This window comes from Vibrio sp. IB15, from assembly GCF_016406055.1.
In the GTDB taxonomy this organism is placed as follows: domain Bacteria; phylum Pseudomonadota; class Gammaproteobacteria; order Enterobacterales; family Vibrionaceae; genus Vibrio; species Vibrio chagasii.
This window is the reverse complement of sequence record NZ_JAEFCE010000006.1, coordinates 61,862-78,395: the sequence shown is the minus strand read 5'-3', so window position 1 is coordinate 78,395 and position 16,534 is coordinate 61,862. Positions and strand designations below refer to the sequence as shown.

Annotated in this window: 14 protein-coding genes and 1 pseudogene; 14 read left to right on the top strand and 1 reads right to left on the bottom strand. The window is 36.1% G+C overall.

Annotated features, from left to right (window positions below):
• The first annotated feature begins 195 nt into the window (after positions 1 to 195).
• From rfbB to JC606_RS03750, 10 genes are all read left to right on the top strand, one after another.
• Positions 196 to 1,281 carry a dTDP-glucose 4,6-dehydratase gene (gene rfbB / locus JC606_RS03795; protein ID WP_004741401.1) on the top strand — a complete coding sequence of 362 codons (1,086 nt, stop codon included), beginning with the start codon at positions 196 to 198 and terminating at the stop codon, positions 1,279 to 1,281.
• Positions 1,281 to 2,156, top strand: coding sequence for a glucose-1-phosphate thymidylyltransferase RfbA (rfbA, locus tag JC606_RS03790; protein ID WP_004741400.1), 876 nt, complete (start codon positions 1,281 to 1,283; stop codon positions 2,154 to 2,156). Before rfbB ends, rfbA begins: the two co-directional genes overlap by 1 nt.
• A 9-nt stretch (positions 2,157 to 2,165) precedes the next feature.
• On the top strand, positions 2,166 to 2,711 hold the full coding sequence (gene rfbC / locus JC606_RS03785) for a dTDP-4-dehydrorhamnose 3,5-epimerase (RefSeq protein ID WP_004741399.1): 546 nt from the start codon (positions 2,166 to 2,168) through the stop codon (positions 2,709 to 2,711).
• A 34-nt stretch (positions 2,712 to 2,745) separates the two neighbouring features.
• Entirely contained in the window at positions 2,746 to 4,143 is a 1,398-nt protein-coding gene (locus JC606_RS03780; protein WP_198778040.1) for an oligosaccharide flippase family protein, read from the top strand.
• Positions 4,127 to 5,425 carry a hypothetical protein gene (locus tag JC606_RS03775; RefSeq protein WP_198778039.1) on the top strand — a complete coding sequence of 433 codons (1,299 nt, stop codon included), beginning with the start codon at positions 4,127 to 4,129 and terminating at the stop codon, positions 5,423 to 5,425. Before JC606_RS03780 ends, JC606_RS03775 begins: the two co-directional genes overlap by 17 nt.
• Complete coding sequence (locus JC606_RS03770) at positions 5,394 to 6,659, top strand: capsular polysaccharide export protein, LipB/KpsS family (protein WP_198778038.1); 1,266 nt, start codon at positions 5,394 to 5,396, stop codon at positions 6,657 to 6,659. Before JC606_RS03775 ends, JC606_RS03770 begins: the two co-directional genes overlap by 32 nt.
• A gap of 4 nt (positions 6,660 to 6,663) precedes the next feature.
• Positions 6,664 to 7,647, top strand: a complete 984-nt coding sequence (locus tag JC606_RS03765; protein ID WP_105025714.1) for a hypothetical protein — start codon at positions 6,664 to 6,666, stop codon at positions 7,645 to 7,647.
• Between the two features lie 14 nt (positions 7,648 to 7,661).
• On the top strand, positions 7,662 to 8,810 hold the full coding sequence (locus JC606_RS03760) for a DegT/DnrJ/EryC1/StrS family aminotransferase (RefSeq protein WP_198778037.1): 1,149 nt from the start codon (positions 7,662 to 7,664) through the stop codon (positions 8,808 to 8,810).
• 104 nt (positions 8,811 to 8,914) lie between these two features.
• Positions 8,915 to 9,466, top strand: a complete 552-nt coding sequence (locus JC606_RS03755; protein WP_198778036.1) for an acyltransferase — start codon at positions 8,915 to 8,917, stop codon at positions 9,464 to 9,466.
• A 387-nt stretch (positions 9,467 to 9,853) separates the two neighbouring features.
• Positions 9,854 to 10,978, top strand: coding sequence for an acyltransferase family protein (locus tag JC606_RS03750; RefSeq protein ID WP_198778035.1), 1,125 nt, complete (start codon positions 9,854 to 9,856; stop codon positions 10,976 to 10,978).
• Positions 10,979 to 11,991: 1,013 nt separating this feature from the next.
• Here the strand turns inward: JC606_RS03750 and wecA are convergent.
• On the bottom strand, positions 11,992 to 13,056 hold the full coding sequence (gene wecA, locus JC606_RS03745) for a UDP-N-acetylglucosamine--undecaprenyl-phosphate N-acetylglucosaminephosphotransferase (protein ID WP_198778034.1): 1,065 nt from the start codon (positions 13,054 to 13,056) through the stop codon (positions 11,992 to 11,994).
• Positions 13,057 to 13,484: 428 nt separating this feature from the next.
• Here wecA and JC606_RS03740 point away from each other — a divergent pair, with 428 nt between their 5' ends.
• From JC606_RS03740 to JC606_RS03725, 4 genes and pseudogenes are all read left to right on the top strand, one after another.
• Complete coding sequence (locus JC606_RS03740) at positions 13,485 to 14,606, top strand: LPS O-antigen chain length determinant protein WzzB (protein WP_198778033.1); 1,122 nt, start codon at positions 13,485 to 13,487, stop codon at positions 14,604 to 14,606.
• Between the two features lie 434 nt (positions 14,607 to 15,040).
• A pseudogene (locus JC606_RS03735) lies at positions 15,041 to 15,268 on the top strand (sugar transferase); the annotation flags it as partial.
• A 225-nt stretch (positions 15,269 to 15,493) separates the two neighbouring features.
• A complete protein-coding gene (locus JC606_RS03730; protein WP_004741388.1) occupies positions 15,494 to 15,739 on the top strand; it encodes a hypothetical protein in 246 nt (81 codons plus the stop codon).
• A gap of 83 nt (positions 15,740 to 15,822) precedes the next feature.
• Entirely contained in the window at positions 15,823 to 16,530 is a 708-nt protein-coding gene (locus tag JC606_RS03725) for a YjbF family lipoprotein (RefSeq protein ID WP_198778059.1), read from the top strand.
• The last annotated feature ends 4 nt before the right edge of the window (positions 16,531 to 16,534 follow it).

Here is a 16,534-nt window from a genome sequence, read left to right as displayed (position 1 = left end):
AACAGCACCAGGAGCAAAGTTTAACGATTTTTTTTGATTATATTTTCCGTTAGATAGATAATAGACCTATTTACATTTTTAAATTTTAATGCGTAGTGTGGTTTTCGCTTTGTTACCAATGGGCGGTAGCGTGCTTGGTAAAGATGTTTACACTGTGCACGGTTCATGAGTTAAAAAGTTAGGTTAGGGGTTTTTGTGAAGATATTAGTCACTGGCGGTGCTGGTTTTATCGGTTCTGCAGTTGTTCGCCATATTATCAATAGTACATCGAATAGCGTAGTAAACGTTGATAAGCTCACTTATGCAGGTAACTTAGAGTCACTTGTAGATGTTGATTCAAATGAACGTTATACATTCGAACAAGTAGATATTTGTAACCGTGCAGAACTTGACCGTGTTTTTGCTGAGCATAAACCGGATGCAGTAATGCACTTAGCCGCTGAGTCGCATGTTGACCGCTCAATCACTGGCCCAGCTGCATTCATTGAAACGAACGTAGTTGGAACATATACGTTATTGGAAGCGACACGCGAGTACTGGAATAATCTTGAAGATCAAGCGAAAGCAGAGTTTCGCTTTCATCATATCTCTACAGACGAAGTTTATGGTGATCTTCCTCACCCAGATGAAGTCCCTGAGGGAACTGAGCTCCCAATGTTCCTGGAGACGACATCTTATGAGCCATCTAGCCCTTATTCTGCTTCAAAAGCATCAAGTGACCATTTAGTGCGTGCATGGTTACGTACTTACGGCCTGCCGACTATCGTCACTAATTGCTCAAACAACTATGGCCCATATCACTTCCCTGAAAAATTGATCCCACTTGTCATCTTGAATGCTTTAGAAGGAAAAGATCTTCCTATCTACGGTAAAGGTGACCAGATTCGTGACTGGTTGTTTGTAGAAGATCATGCTCGAGCGCTCTACAAAGTCGTGACCGAGGGTAAAGTCGGTGAGACCTATAATATTGGTGGTCATAACGAAAAACAGAATCTTGAAGTGGTTAATACTATCTGTGACATCCTTGACACGCTAGTACCGAAAGCGACCAAATATGCAGAGCAAATAACGTATGTTCAAGATCGTCCAGGTCATGACCGTCGTTATGCCATTGACTCATCTAAGATGCAACGTGAATTGGGTTGGACGCCAGAGGAGACGTTCGAGACAGGTCTTCGTAAGACGGTTCAATGGTATCTAGATAACTCCAAGTGGTGTCAAAATGTACAAGATGGTAGCTATCAGCGTGAGCGTCTAGGTGTTATGGCAGGAGATAAATAATGAAAGGCATTGTATTAGCCGGTGGTTCAGGAACACGTTTATATCCACTGACACGTGGCGTGTCGAAACAATTATTGCCGATTTATGACAAGCCAATGGTATTTTACCCGATTTCTACATTAATGCTCGCTGGTATCAAAGATATTTTGATTATCACGACGCCAGAAGATAATGCAGGTTTTAAGCGTTTGCTAGGTGATGGCTCTGATTTTGGTATTAACCTTGAATATGCAATTCAACCAAGCCCTGATGGGTTGGCTCAAGCTTTCATTATTGGTGAAGAGTTTATTGGTGATGACAGTGTGTGTTTAGTTCTTGGTGATAACATATTTTATGGCCAGGCATTTAGCCAACAGTTACAAAACGCACGCGAGTTAACAGAGGCAGGAGTTGCGACGGTATTTGGTTATCAAGTTAAAGACCCTGAAAGGTTTGGTGTTGTTGAATTTGATCAAGATATGAAAGCGATATCAATCGAAGAAAAGCCGAGCGCACCCAAATCTAGCTATGCGGTGACAGGATTGTATTTCTACGATAACCGAGTGGTTGAAATGGCAAAACAAGTCAAACCATCTCATCGCGGAGAGTTAGAAATTACAACTCTCAATGATATGTACCTCAAGGATGGCACATTAAACGTAGAGTTACTAGGTCGTGGTTTTGCTTGGTTAGATACCGGTACTCATGAAAGCCTTCACGAAGCCTCTTCTTTTGTACAAACAATTGAGCATGTCCAAGGCCTTAAAGTTGCTTGTTTGGAAGAAATAGCATGGCGGAATGGTTGGCTTAATAATGCTCAATTACAAAAGATAGCAAGTAAGATGTTAAAAAATGAATACGGGCAATATTTATATCAATTAACTGAGCATAAGTAAGGAGCTATCATGGAAGTAACGCATACGAGTCTCGCTGGATGCATCATAATAAAGCCTAAAGTGTTTGGTGATGATAGAGGCTTTTTTATGGAAACTTTTCAAAGTGAGAAGTATAAAAAAATAGGCATCGATTTAGATTTTGTTCAAGACAACAGATCTAGATCAACAAAAAATGTATTACGAGGATTACACTTCCAGAAAACTAAACCCCAAGGAAAGCTCGTAACTGTAACCAGTGGTGAAGTTTTAGATGTTGCGGTAGATTTGAGACCAGATTCTCCTACGTTTGGCCAATATGAAAGTGTGATATTAAATGAGGATAATAAACTTCAATTCTATGTACCGCCGGGTTTCGCCCATGGTTTTTGTGTCTTAAGTGATGTTGCTGACTTTCAATATAAATGCACAGACTTTTATGACCCTTCTGATGAAGGTGGTATCATTTGGAATGATGAGACCTTGAATATTGATTGGAAAATAGAAAAACCGATTATCTCAAGTAAAGACTCATTACAAGAAACCTTCAAAAGCTTTTGTCTTACCCTCGATAAATAAAGCTACTATACCTTCATTTCTATAGAGCCTCATCATGCTGAAGAAAATTAATAACATCTTATTTGGCTTTGTATCATCGATAGTCGGCAGTGTATTATTGTTAATATTAACAGTATATATTACACGGACCGTAACTGTTGAAGCATATGGAGAAGCCAAATATGCTTTAAACGTTGCTTCAATAGCATTAGTGTTATTTATGATGGGGCGAGAAAATATATTAGTACTGTCTTATCAAAGAGAAGGAAAAAAAATAATTTTAGAAGAAGTGTTTCTAACAATATCTTTTTTGTTTTTTCTTTCAATTTTAATTTCTTGTGTTTTTGTCAACCTAGAGGTGGACTATACATATTACCTCGGACTGCTAATGGTTCCTCTTTGGGGGGCATTTAATATTTCAAATGCTGCATTAAGAGCTGTAAATAAAGTTAATGAATCATTTTTTATATCAAATGTTATCCAGAGGATATTGAGATTCACTATCGTAATTGGTTTTGTATTTCTTTATCCCAACGCTCTTGGTATTCTCCTTGGCTATGTGGTTTCACAATTAGCTTTAGTTATTATCTCTCTTTATGTTATAAGATCGAATATTACATCGGCTAATAATGAAATTTCACCGAAAAGGTACTTTAATAAAGTTAGTGAATCTATCATATTTGGATTGACTGCTCTGACATCTGTTTTGATGATACACCTAGATTCCATAATGCTAGGGCAACTTAGTGATGTTAGGAATGTTGCACTTTATGATATAGCATACTCGTTGAGTATATTCACGTTCTATCCATTACTAGCTCTTATTAAATCAACTGAAACTAATGCATTAGAACTTTCAAAACCAGAGGTATTTGCAAAGTATAATAAGAACGTTAGTATTTCAGTTTTATTGTCTTCATTAGTATCTATATTTTTTATAGTATATGGCAAGCACGTTCTTTTTATATTTGGTAATGAATATGTCGATATTTATTATGCGATGTTAATACTCACTTGTGGTTTTACGATTATTACAGCATTTGGAGTTCCAACCGAATACTTATTGTGGAATAAAAAAAGAAAAACAGTTATATTAATATCATCAATAGCTATTGGATTGAATGCAATATTAAACATCGTATTAATTCCTATTGTTGGTGGTGAAGGGGCTGCAATAGCATCAATTAGTAGCTTGGTGTTTTTAAAGTTAAGTAGTAGCTACATAGTAAAATCAAAATTCAAAGTGGCATTGGGATTACCGTTATTGAAGGTTTTAACCTACCTTATCACCTTCCTAGCTTGCTATAAATTATCTGAAATAATATCACTCAAAGAGTTTGTCATATACAAGGATATCGTTTTTAAACTACCAATAATTAGTTGCATAATTATTGTAACCATCTTGTTTAATATGAAGCTCATTAGAGAATTAATCAATGAATATAAAAGATAAAACTGTATTTAGTTCTATCACGGACTCATTTTTTGTTTTAATTGCAATTATGCTCTTGTCTTATAATCATTTCTCTGGATATGATATAAGTACATTTGTTATAGCTTTAGCGATAATATCAAATCTTCAATTATTATATAGGTCCCAAAATTCACTACTTATAATTAACCTTTTCTTATTTACCTATTGGTTGGCACTCGTTCCTTTTTTTATTTATGGTATCCATTATCATATTTATGACACTTACCAAACATCTGAGTTAACTACTCAGGTCGTCTTGATGCAGGTGATCTTTCAGCGTCTAATTACTACAGAGAAAACATGTAAACCAATCAATATAAAAAGCGTATATGAAAACAAGTCTGCTAATATATTTTTTGCGTCAATATTGGTGGCCTTTTCCTTTAATTTTTTAACTGTGATTTCTAGTAGAACAATATTAACTGTCGGCTATGAAAATAGCTTTAATGAAGGTACGATATTACTAGAATATGTTGTTATCCCACTATTGGTTGCTTGCATTCATTGTCATTCGAAAAGCAAGCTTGAAGTATCTCTCTTATTTATTGCAATTGGCCTTTCTATGATATTGCCACTTTTATACGGGAAAAGGTTACCTTTCATATTGTGTGGGATGATATTTTATCTCTTTTTCCTCGAAAGTAAGCTATCGAAAAAAAAGTTGATAGGATTAGTTTTATTAGCTTTGATTGCTGTACAAATACTAGGTGTCGTAAGAGATTCAGAATATACTCTCACAATAAACTATCTATTATTTGGCTTAAAAGAAAACGGTCAATACTCAAACAACCAAGGTGGAGTGACAGCAGCTTCGGTTGCTTACTTAGGTCTAATAAAAGAAGGCGTTTTTGATTCAAGTTTTAGGCTTACAAGCTTTGTATCACAATTTTTAACCGCTTTTATTCCTTCCTCAATGGCACCAGATGAAACATTTATCAATATAGAAGCTATGAAGTATACTCCTATTCCTGGTAATGGTGGTTTTACTACCACTTATGCATATCTATTTTTAGGTCCGTTGGGTGTTATATTATTTTCTTTTTTGTTTAGAAAAATGTTATCAATTAGGAAGAATTCAACATTAATAATGCTTATACCATTGATAACAATAACTCTTTTTCCTCGATGGATGGTTTATAGTATATTCCCATATATTAAAATTCTAATATGGGCCTCGATATTTTATATTTTACTGAAAACTGTTAAATGTTTTTTAGGACAAGTGAAAAATGAAGAAAGTGTTATTTGTAGGTTTCTATGATGACTATGCAAGGTTTTATTCCTCAGTATCAAACGAACTTAAAAACCTTATAGGTATAGAGTCAACATTTTGGTACTTTAATCTAAGTGGTTACTTGTATGGTAAAGTACATAAACAAAATTGTCATTTGATAAATGTTGAATCATGTATTAACAAGCATGAACCGATTCTTACTGAAATAGACTACGATAGCTATTTAAAATATAATAGATCTTGCGAGATATTAACGCCGGCCTTAGAAGAGAAACTAATTATAAAAGCTAGTAACTATTACAGCTATATATCTAGTGTTTTTGAAAGCCAAAAATTTGATTTAGTTGTCATGCCCGGTGATTGCCGCATGCTCGAAAGAATAATAATTGATTTGGCGAAAATAAATGATATAGAAACTGTTTATTTTGAGCAAGGGCCTTATGGAACAACGATTATAGATGAACAAGGAGTTAACTCATATTGTTCATTTAGAAGTAATTTTCAGTTATCAAATGAATCTTGCAGCAAGAAATTCTCGAAACCTAATAAAAATAAAAAGTTCAGACGAAACCCAATATATAGAGGGCTAGACAAAATCATAGATAAGCTCTTTAGAACACATGAAGTATACCCATATGAAAATCGAGAGTATTCCTCAAATAAAGTGGTTTCAGTAAAAGAATATGAAGATATAAAAGAAATAAGTAAAGACTCTGAGTATATATTACTTATATTGCAAGTGCCTCATGATGCAAATTTTACCCATCACAATCCACATTTCTCGTCTCATTTTGAGATGCTTAGAACTATTCATTCTAACAAGCCTGTCAAAAGTAAAATTTTAGTTAGGGAGCATCCACTCTATAAAATGAGATATGAAAAAGAGTTGTATGACTTTATATCTTGCTCTGATGATGTATTCTTGGACAAGTCTGCTTCAGTCGAGGATACATTTAAAAAAGCGGAAATAGTTGTTGTTAACAACTCCACTAGTGGTTTGGATGCGCTATCACATTACAAAAAAGTAATTGTTCTTGGTGACTCTTATTATGATCAAGCTCCGTGCGTTTTTAAGGTGGAAAGCCTGAATAACTTAGATTGCTTTATCGAAAATGTGATTAACTCAAAGATTGAATATGACATGGTTGATAGGTATTTAAGCTCACTTGTGTACAATTACTTGTTACCAGGTCATTACAGAGATGATACCTTAACAGTAAGTAAGTTAGTTGCAAAAAAATTGAAAATAGTACTCGGTTGATATCATGAATTTAAAAGATAAAAAAATTGCTATATTAGGGCCTGATTTTTTTGGTTACCCTGATGCGATAATTAAATCAATTGTTAAGCAAGGAGGGGATGCAATATTTATTGATGAACGCCCTGCGAATGATTTTTTAACAAAAGCACTCTTGAGGCTACGATACGATTTTTTAATAAAAAATAAAATTAAGAAGTACTATAGTAAAGTACTCGATAAGTTAGATGAGTATAATCCTGACGTGATCTTGTTGATTAGTCCTGAGACTATTCAAGAGGAATATTTAAAAGAAATAAGGTCAAAATTAGACTCAAAAATCGTAATCTATATGTGGGATTCGATAGCGAACAAACGTGATTCTATTCAGTTGTTTGATTATGCAGATAGTATAATAACCTTTGATCTTGAAGATTCTCAAAGGTATGACAATGTTGAATTTCTTCCTTTATTCTATGAGTCAAGCTACTCTCTAGAAAGGAAAGAGACCAAATATGATATATCCTTTATAGGTACGGTTCACTCCGATAGATATAAAATCATTTCGGAACTTTGTAAAGGAAATGTTAGATTTTACAAGTTCATGTATATGCCTAGTCGTGTCCTATACTATTTTAGACGATTTACATCGCGCTCAATGTTCAGCATGAAGAAATCTGAGTTAAGCTTTGCCAAGATCTCAAGTACGGATATTGCTGAGGTTTTCTCTTGTACGCAGGCTATTCTTGATATAAATCATCCTGGCCAAAAAGGGTTAACGTCTAGGACATTTGAGTCACTTGGAGCCGGTTGTAAACTAATTACAACCAATAGTGAAATTGCAAAGTATGATTTCTATACTCCCGATAATATATACATATTGGATAGAAAGAACCCTAAGGTAGATTTGAGCTTTTTTGAGACACCATTTAACAATGAGTTCAATGAGAAAATCAAATCAAACCACCTAGATCATTGGATATACAATGTCATTAATGGTTATACTAAATAATAATGGTGAAAAACGTGACTAGAAAAATTAATTTATTCCAGCCTTGCTTAGGAAAGGAAGAAGCAGCTGAAGTGGCAAAGGTATTCGAAAGTAACTGGATTGGAAAGGGCCCAAAAACCTCACAGTTTGAAGAAAACTTTGCTCTTCACTTAGATTCAACAAAAGAACATGTCCTCAGTACTACAAGTTGTACGGAGGCCATATTCTTGACCTCAAAGATATTTGATTTTGGCCAAAACGACGAAATTATCGTACCAACTAATTCATTTCCATCTGTGGCTAGCAGCATATTAGAATCAGGTGCAAAAATAGTATTTTGTGATATAGACTCTCGTAGTTTGAATGTCGAGTTGAAACACTTTGAGCATTTAGTGACTGAGAATACAAAAGCTATCTTTATTACACACTATGGCGGCTACCCAACAGATATGGACGATATTATGTCGTTTTGTAGTACTCATAATATTAAAGTGATCGAAGATTCTGCATGTGCCATTTCAAGTCGTTACAAGGGCAAACGTTGTGGTACGTTTGGTGATATGGCATTTTGGTCTTTTGACGCAATGAAGACACTAACTACTGGCGATGGTGCAATGATCTATTTTAAAGATGAAAATGATCGCACTTCTGCATCTGAGTGGTTGTATTTAGGTTTACCTGCAAAGGAAAAAAGTGGCTTAGATAAGTCAGCTGATGATAATTCAGCAGGCTGGTGGGAGTTTGATATCACTAAGCCAGGTCGTCGTGCTGTAATGAACGACATTACTGCTGCTATTGGGTTGGTGCAACTCGATAAAGTACCGAGCTTTATCTCCCGTAGAGCTGAGATTGATTCTTTATATCGAGAAAAACTCTCCACCATTAATGACTTGCTTTTGCCTCCAAAGCCAGATTTCGATTATGAATCATCATTTTACTTTTTTTGGGTTCAAACAGAAAAACGAGATGAACTTGCCAAATTCCTTTTGGCTAATGGTGTTTACTGTACCTTTAGGTACTGGCCATTACATAAAGTTGATTTATTCAGCTACGATAATATGCCTGAGTTTAGTGGCTCGGAGAAAGCGACAGCGACAACTTTGAACTTACCTATCCATCAGTCCATGTCTAATGAAGATGTTGAATATATTTGTGATCTCATTCATGATTTTATGAGCAGATAATTAGTTCCTGAATTAGTGAGGTAATTAGTATATTACCTCACTTTTTAAAATCACTGTATCTCATATTTACGCCTATTTTTTATAACCAAGGTTTAACTTTTCTTATGTTGTATAAAGTAATATGGATTGCAAGAGCAATTATGTATCGATTGTTCTTTAAAAAAGTTGGCTTCCCGTCATATATAGGTAAGCCAACTTTTCTGTACAAACCGAGTAAAATATCGATAGATAAGTGGGTTCGAATTTTTCCAGGGGCTAGATTTGAGGTTCATGGAGATGATTCATATATAAATATTGAAAAGAATGTTGGCATAGGACAAAATGCTCATATTATCTCTGGTGGTAAACTCAGTATTTCAGAAGGCACAGTTATAGCCCCTCATGTATTTATTAATAATTTTGATAATGAGTACCAATCTATTGGCGAGAACGTATTGTCTCAAAAGTCTATTTACAAAGAGACAATCATTGGGAAAAACTGTTTTATAGGTTTCGGTGCTGTTATACAGTCTGGAACAGTTTTAGGCGAGCAGTGTATTGTTGGAGCTAACTCGTTTGTTAGCGGAGTTTACCCAGACTATTGTGTTATTGCAGGTAATCCAGCAAAAGTTTTGAAGGTATATGATAAAGAAAAAATGAAGTGGGTTAAAGTGTAAGTTAGTATTTTTATTTTCTTCAATAAACACGTAGAGCTTCGTTGAAAACTCTCGTGTCTGCATTTATCACACAAAGGCCTATCATTATACAGTTTGATTTGGTAGTTGCTTTACTCGTCCAAACGAAATTGCTTTATTTTAGTTGTGCAACCCACTTTCCTCCAATTTCTTGGTAATTTACCTAAACGCACTGTAACTATCATAAACTTTTTCCTAAAAGCGACTGCTAATCTGGTTAAGCTCTAAAATTACTTGGCAATATAAAATTCTGTCATGATCAAGTTATTGATAACTTTTATGCCTATATTTTTTCAACTCAACATGCTCAAATGAGCTAGTTCTAGATACAAATCGAATCTCGTAACAAAAAATACCAAAAGTGAAAGTATGAGAAACAATCAGCAAGTTAATAGTATACAAATGCTTCGGGGGATATGTGCGCTGCTTGTTGTATGGGCGCATAGTTATAGCTGGGTTGACGATGTTTATCCTGATATGGGTAAGAACCTTTTTTCTTTTGCGTTTGTAGGCGTTGACATATTTTTTATCATATCTGGTTTTATTATCACTTATGTGACAGATAATAGAAAAGAACAGGTAGCAACTCTATTTTTAACAAAAAGATTTTTCCGTGTAGTGCCATTGGCCTGGATAGCTATGTTATTTTATGGCCTGGCTTCCGGTTACTCCATATCAGATCTGTTTAGTAATAGTGATTTCATAAAAAGCTTGCTATTTATTCCTATTGACTCATCAGCTCAAGCTCCTGCATATGGATATGGTTTCCTTATCGTTACTTGGACTTTGATATATGAAATTATATTTTATCTAATATTTTCAATATCATTGCTTATTAATGGTAAGTATCGAAGTGCTATTTGCTCCGTTGCTATAGTGAGTCTGGTAATATCATTACAATATTTTTCTTCTGATCTTGTTTCTTTAAATACTCATGAAAAACTAAGTCTACCTGATCTATCAATACTGACATCTATTTACGGTGTGCTTGCTAATCCGATGATGCTTTATTTTATTGTTGGTATGATCTTGGCTGAGGTTTATATGGTTTTACCGAGTAAAAACAACCATGTTGTCGGTGCTATATGCTTATTTTTAATATTGTTATGCTTGTCCTATTTAACTATGATTTCTATGCCATATAATAGGTTGATAATAGTAGGGCCTTGGTGTGCTGTAATTGTTATGTCAATGTTGATCTGGGAGAAAATTGGAGGTTTAATAGTACCCAAAATATTCATATTTCTAGGCTCGCTTACTTACTCGTTATATTTGTTTCACGTTCCTATTCAAATGTTTTTTTATTCAAGAAGACTTCCAGGATTCGAGTTTTTTTACGCTGGGTTTAGTGGCTTCTCAAAGCTATTTTTCTTTACATTTCTTTCTATATTGATTTCTAGTTGTGTGTTCTTTACTTTTGAAAAGTTTTTTATAAAGTTAGGTCGATACTTTTCAAATAAATTGATTTATCATGAGGAAAGTAAGAAAGCATGAATAATCTGATAGATAGTATGTGAAGACCTAATGGTTAGTCATCATTAAAAGTATCGTTCGTCCTTTTAAGATATATGGCATATTCTGTCAGCACAGAAACCACAGGTTTCCCCGTGGATGGATGCCAATTCCAAAATTACAGCGTAAGCTGTAATTTTGCAACGCTTAGCGTTGTTACGGTAAGCCCCGGGAATGTCCAGGGGGAACGTTCTAACAGCGTACCACATAGCTTTACGTCTAATAAGGACGTTGATCTGTCAAGTTCTACGCCTGAGGTGAAATAATATCGAAAACTAAAGCTAGGTAACCTTTGTTGAGTTATTAGCTTTAGATAAAGAGGTTACCCAACCTACAATACCTTTCAATCAGCACTTGAATACAGTACAAGCCTTACATAGCAATGTAATATCATTTTTATAAAGTTAGTCATATTCCGCAACGGTTTAATTCTATACATCACTGTTTCGATAGTGGAGGTTTGGGGGGACAATTTCGTTACTTTTAAATCCTTTTTGAACCATATAACAGTGGCAGTCAATGGTGAGGCTTAGACTCCTAAAAGATTGTATTTTTCTAGAGTTAATTGGGAAGCACTTTTCCATCGATACGATTCGATAAACTTAGCTCATGACTTGTAGCGACCGCAACACGCTGTTTTTCCTTACAGCTTGTATCATGCCTTGTCAATTTCTATTCATAATCCCTACAGGCATATCAATGAGAAAATGCTGTATTGCATCTCTCATTTTTTACTGAGCTCTTAACCCGGTTTACTTTACAATCACTCATCATTTTTAATTAATTAAAAAGGTCAGACAACTAAGATGAATTAGCGCTTGGTTGTACTAATTCCTATCGGTTCTTTTTTACAAGGGTTAATATGCGAGGCTACTCTTTATAGTAGGGATAGTGGTTAGGTTGGTAGGTTCTTTACTTAAGTCTAAGCGACAGTCCTTCATTATTCCGATAACTGCCCTTAGACAAAGTATTAAAGATATTGTTATAAACTAGGATCAATTTCTTGAAAAATTCTTTCTAATATAGGCTGTGATGCTCCAGATATTGCTTAATAGCAGAAGGTAAACTGCAAAGCAGGCCACAAAAGCGTAGAACATGACATACTCTGGAATGTTAAGCATTTCAGCGGAAATACCTATTGCTGCAAATACAGATGCTATTGAACTGATTACGATTAGAGTTTGTGTCGAACTTAACCCTAAGCGTTGGAATATATGGTGTAAGTGCTCGCGATCTGGCTTGAAAGGAGAGTCCCCTCTTTTTATTCTACGAATCATTATCGCGGCCATATCTAATAAAGGAATTGCAATTAACCATAATGCGGTCACGGGGCGTAGAGGTGGCTTACTTCCATTTTGGCTAGAAAGTAGAAGTAACCATATGACAGTAAAACCAATTAGCATACTTCCAGCATCTCCCATAAATACCTTCCTTTTACGCCCGAACGCGCCAAGGTTAAGTAAGATATACGGAACGATAGTTACGACAAGGACTAGACAAATATAAGCTAAGTTATGTTGTCCATCAAAGTAAAGCATAATACCGAGCCCACCAAAAGTAACAATTGATAGACCTCCGAGCAGACCATCAATCCCGTCTACCATGTTAAATGCATTAATGGCCCCAACTACCGCGAATATCGTTACAAGGAAGCCAAACCAACCCAGCGTGATTACATCGCCAGTACCAAATACATCACCGATAGTAATTAGTTCAATATCACCAACGACCATCATAATAACGGATAATCCAGCTTGGACTGCAAACCTCAGTTTGAAGCTTATGTCATATTTGTCATCCAAAACACCGACACTAACAAGTATTAGGATACATGCAGCGTAAAGTTCCGTGTGTGGCAGGATGTTTGGGTTGTTGAATAAAAAATAGAGAAGAGAAATACAAATTGATAGCCCTCCAACTAAAGGGATTGCACCATCATGTAGTTTTCTCGCATTTGGCTTATCAACTAGCCCGACTTTTTTTGCAAATTTACGCATGATGAAAATCGTTGCAAAAGAAAAGAAGAAAAGAAAAGAAAGGGCAAGGAAAGAAATGATCACTGCGTGAGCCTTGTAATGTATTTGGGGTGAATTTTAATGCATTTGACTTCGATATAAAAGAGGAATAAATGGTCAACGTGATCTTTCTTTATCGTTTGGAAGTTTTTTTGAGTTATCAGCCTGTTTGCATAGGCATGGGGCGGTTGTGGTTATGATTGTATCTTCCAGGTGTATGGTTTATATCCCTAATTACGTTATATTAATCGTTACTTTTTGAAGGCTGAGGTCGATCTTGCACATTATTTGACATGTTCTGATTTTCAGCAGTTGCTATCCCATTTGGTCTTGTAATTAAGGCTTCGATTGAGCTAAAACGTTATGAAGGTCAACTTCTATGGGAAGAGTTTTTACAAAGTTAACAGTACTAACAGTATACTGATGTGATAATATTCGACCGTCATTAATTTAGATATCTTGAGAGATTTATAGTGAAGCAGCAGGTTCAATCACAGCCGTATACCCCACAAAACCAGCAGGTGTACACACCAAATGATGAAGTTGATTTTAGAGAACTATTTAAAGCTCTCTGGGCCAGTAAACTGATAATTATACTGACGACTACTTTGTTTGCGGTAGCTAGTACTGGTTTTGCTTTTTTAACACAGGAGTGGTGGTCTTCTAGCGCAAAAGTTGCTAAAGCTCAGCTTCAAGATATCTCGGCGTACCAGCAACAAGTGATTAAACTTCAACCTGTTTTCAATGTTTATCAGGAAGATGGTACGGTGTTAGTTAGTGATGAGCTAGAAACTTTGGTTGATCCCAAACTATTGTTTCAACGTTTCGTGGATACATTTAATTCTAATAACAACAAGCGTGCTTTTTTAAACGATAATGCAGATTTTATAGCATTTAAGACGACTCGTATTGATAATGCTGACAATTCTGAAGACGCTGAACGAAAATTGTATGTGGAATGGTTTAACAGAATTAAAGCATCTCCTGTTGATAAAAGAAATTCAAAGTCATCTTACAATGTGACTTTTCAGGCCACGACAAAACAAAGTAGTTTCGACTTGCTAGGTGATTACATCCTGATGACTGAATCAAAAGTACATCAAGACGTATTTAATGATTTTCAGGCGATGATTAACGGTAAATGGAATGAGTTGACCCAGCAAAAAAAGGTTCTTGAAACTCATGCAAAAAGTCAACTTGCTGTAGAATTAGCACGAGCTAAATACTCAATGAACATAGCATTAGCTGCTGGGGTAGAGAAACCGATCCAAACCGGTGATGATAAAGAGCGCTTTAGTATTGATTTAGGTTCAAAAGGTTTGCAAGCCAAAGTTAAGGTTTTGGAGTCGGTACAAAACCTAAGTGTCATAGAGCCTCGTTTGCAACAAATTAATGCTAAATTGGAAATGCTAGCTAACTTCAAAGTCGATAGAAATATTGAATTTCAAACGTTCCGCTACCTTGAAAATGTTAGTCAGCCAGTGACTCAAGACAAGCCCAAACGTGTACTGATAATTTTGTTTTCCACTTTGTTTGGTGGGTTCTTTAGTGTCGCATTTGTACTTATAAGGTTTGTATTTAGGAAAGAAAATTAGCTTTTGCATCGATAGCGTGCGCGCCCTATAAGGCTGAGTTACTTATGATTTCAATAGTAAATGAAGATCTAACTATCCATGATACTAGCTTGATGATTTTGCATCGCTGTGGCGCGTTTATCAATTATACATGTACTTGACTGTGGTCATTATTCATCATGCCCAATCAGTTGTTTAAGCTGAGCATCTTTTGGGTGGGAAGGAGAATCACCTTTTTCATATAAACTTGTATATTAATGGGAACCATTATGAAAAAGATGGCTCTAGTGGCAGCAGTAGCGGTTGATTCTAACGAAAGCGGTGTAACAACTACTCGATAATTTGTCTGTGGGCGTTTAAAACCATTTTATGTGAGAGCATAAAGTGGTTTTTTATATCTAATTGATTCATTGATGATGGGACATCAGTAACTAGATTGCTAGGAAGCTGAGCTTCCAGGCTTATTAAACCAACAAGAACTCTTCAGTGAAAGAGAGTCGAGAGGTGTGCTGGCAGTAAGGCCCGGTGTCACAGGACTGGCTCAAATCATCGATATCGATATGTCGACACCCAAGCTACTGGCGGAATGGGATCAACGTATGATCAAGACCTTAACGACCAAGCTTTACTTTCAATACATCATTCAAACGGTATTAGGTAAAGGGGCGGGTGATCGAGTGTAAATAGCGATGCTTGAGGCTCACGCTATATGAGATCTGTGCCAAACTTTACAGTTTTGCGTACTAGAGAGCTCTAATATGATGCTTTATAAGGTATTGTTTATGATTTACCCATTTACTTGAATGTGGTTATTACCTATGATGAGCATACAGTTGTTTAAGCTGAACAGCTGATTGCTGGTGTGAATGTCACCGTCAATATAAACGTTTATATCAATGGAAATTATTATGAAAAAGATGGCTTTAGTGGCTGCATTAGCAGTGAGCTTTTCTGGTGCAGCACTTGCTGCTGAATCAACTGCGGCAGCGGGTGCTGGTTCAAGCGCTGGCTCAGCAGCGGGTGCGGGTGCATCTGCAGCAGCAGCTGGCACAGCAACTACCGTTGCAGTAACCACAGCAGCAGTAGCGGCAGCGGCAGCAGTAGCCGTTGCTTCTAATGAAAGCGGTGCAACGACAGTGACAGCTCAAAAGTAATCGATTTTTGAGCTTAAAGGCCACTTTACATACATGTGTAAAGTGGCTTTTTTATGCCACCATTATACTTGGTTCTGATTTTCATGAATAAAACGATCTTATTACTCTTTACTGCTCTCTTGTTAACGGCTTGTTCTCAAAAAGCCAAAGACGTTAATGCCACTTTCGATGCCGCCTTTTTTGGAAGTTCCGATGTTGAGCTGTCCAAGGAATATATTCAAACCTTACCTTATTCCAGCATCTATGCGGAAGTAAACGACCAAGGCAAAATCTTCATGGTTTTGGCTTACGTTGGGAAAAATCCTCAAACTGGCGCAGAACAGCTAAAGTGGATGTCTTCTGACAAAGCGATGATCGTCACTGAAAATGGACGTATTGTACAAACCTTATTGCTTCCTTACGAAAACCTCTCTGGTTTGGCATTCCATCCGTTAAACACGTTCTCGTCAGCAAACAGCTCGTCACCAGATTCTTCTTCTGTGTTTGATGTGTCAGTTAACCCCGGAGCCAAAAAATGGCAAGCGGTTTACGATTGGCAACCAAATTATCGATTCGGCTACAAAGCCAATATCACCCGCACGTATGCAGGGAATGAAACGGTTGAAACACCGTTAGCGTCCATCGACACCAAGAAATTCCAAGAAAAAGTGAACTTCCCGATGTTAGAGCAAGAGATGACGAACGCATATTGGGTCAACAGTAAAGGTCAAGTGGTTAAAACCATACAGTATTTAGGCCCAAATATGACAAGGCTTGAGCTAACCGTCCTTAAGCCTTACCAAAGTAATTAACGAG

What these genes read in the sequence shown, in the direction of transcription:
- JC606_RS03725 (WP_198778059.1), top strand. Translation starts at nt 15,823, where the DNA reads ATGAATAAAACGATCTTATTACTCTTTACTGCTCTCTTGTTAACGGCT.
- JC606_RS03780 (WP_198778040.1), top strand. Translation starts at nt 2,746, where the DNA reads ATGCTGAAGAAAATTAATAACATCTTATTTGGCTTTGTATCATCGATA.
- JC606_RS03770 (WP_198778038.1), top strand. Translation starts at nt 5,394, where the DNA reads ATGAAGAAAGTGTTATTTGTAGGTTTCTATGATGACTATGCAAGGTTT.
- JC606_RS03750 (WP_198778035.1), top strand. Translation starts at nt 9,854, where the DNA reads ATGAGAAACAATCAGCAAGTTAATAGTATACAAATGCTTCGGGGGATA.
- JC606_RS03765 (WP_105025714.1), top strand. Translation starts at nt 6,664, where the DNA reads ATGAATTTAAAAGATAAAAAAATTGCTATATTAGGGCCTGATTTTTTT.
- JC606_RS03775 (WP_198778039.1), top strand. Translation starts at nt 4,127, where the DNA reads ATGAATATAAAAGATAAAACTGTATTTAGTTCTATCACGGACTCATTT.
- JC606_RS03755 (WP_198778036.1), top strand. Translation starts at nt 8,915, where the DNA reads ATGTTGTATAAAGTAATATGGATTGCAAGAGCAATTATGTATCGATTG.
- JC606_RS03730 (WP_004741388.1), top strand. Translation starts at nt 15,494, where the DNA reads ATGAAAAAGATGGCTTTAGTGGCTGCATTAGCAGTGAGCTTTTCTGGT.
- rfbC (WP_004741399.1), top strand. Translation starts at nt 2,166, where the DNA reads ATGGAAGTAACGCATACGAGTCTCGCTGGATGCATCATAATAAAGCCT.
- rfbA (WP_004741400.1), top strand. Translation starts at nt 1,281, where the DNA reads ATGAAAGGCATTGTATTAGCCGGTGGTTCAGGAACACGTTTATATCCA.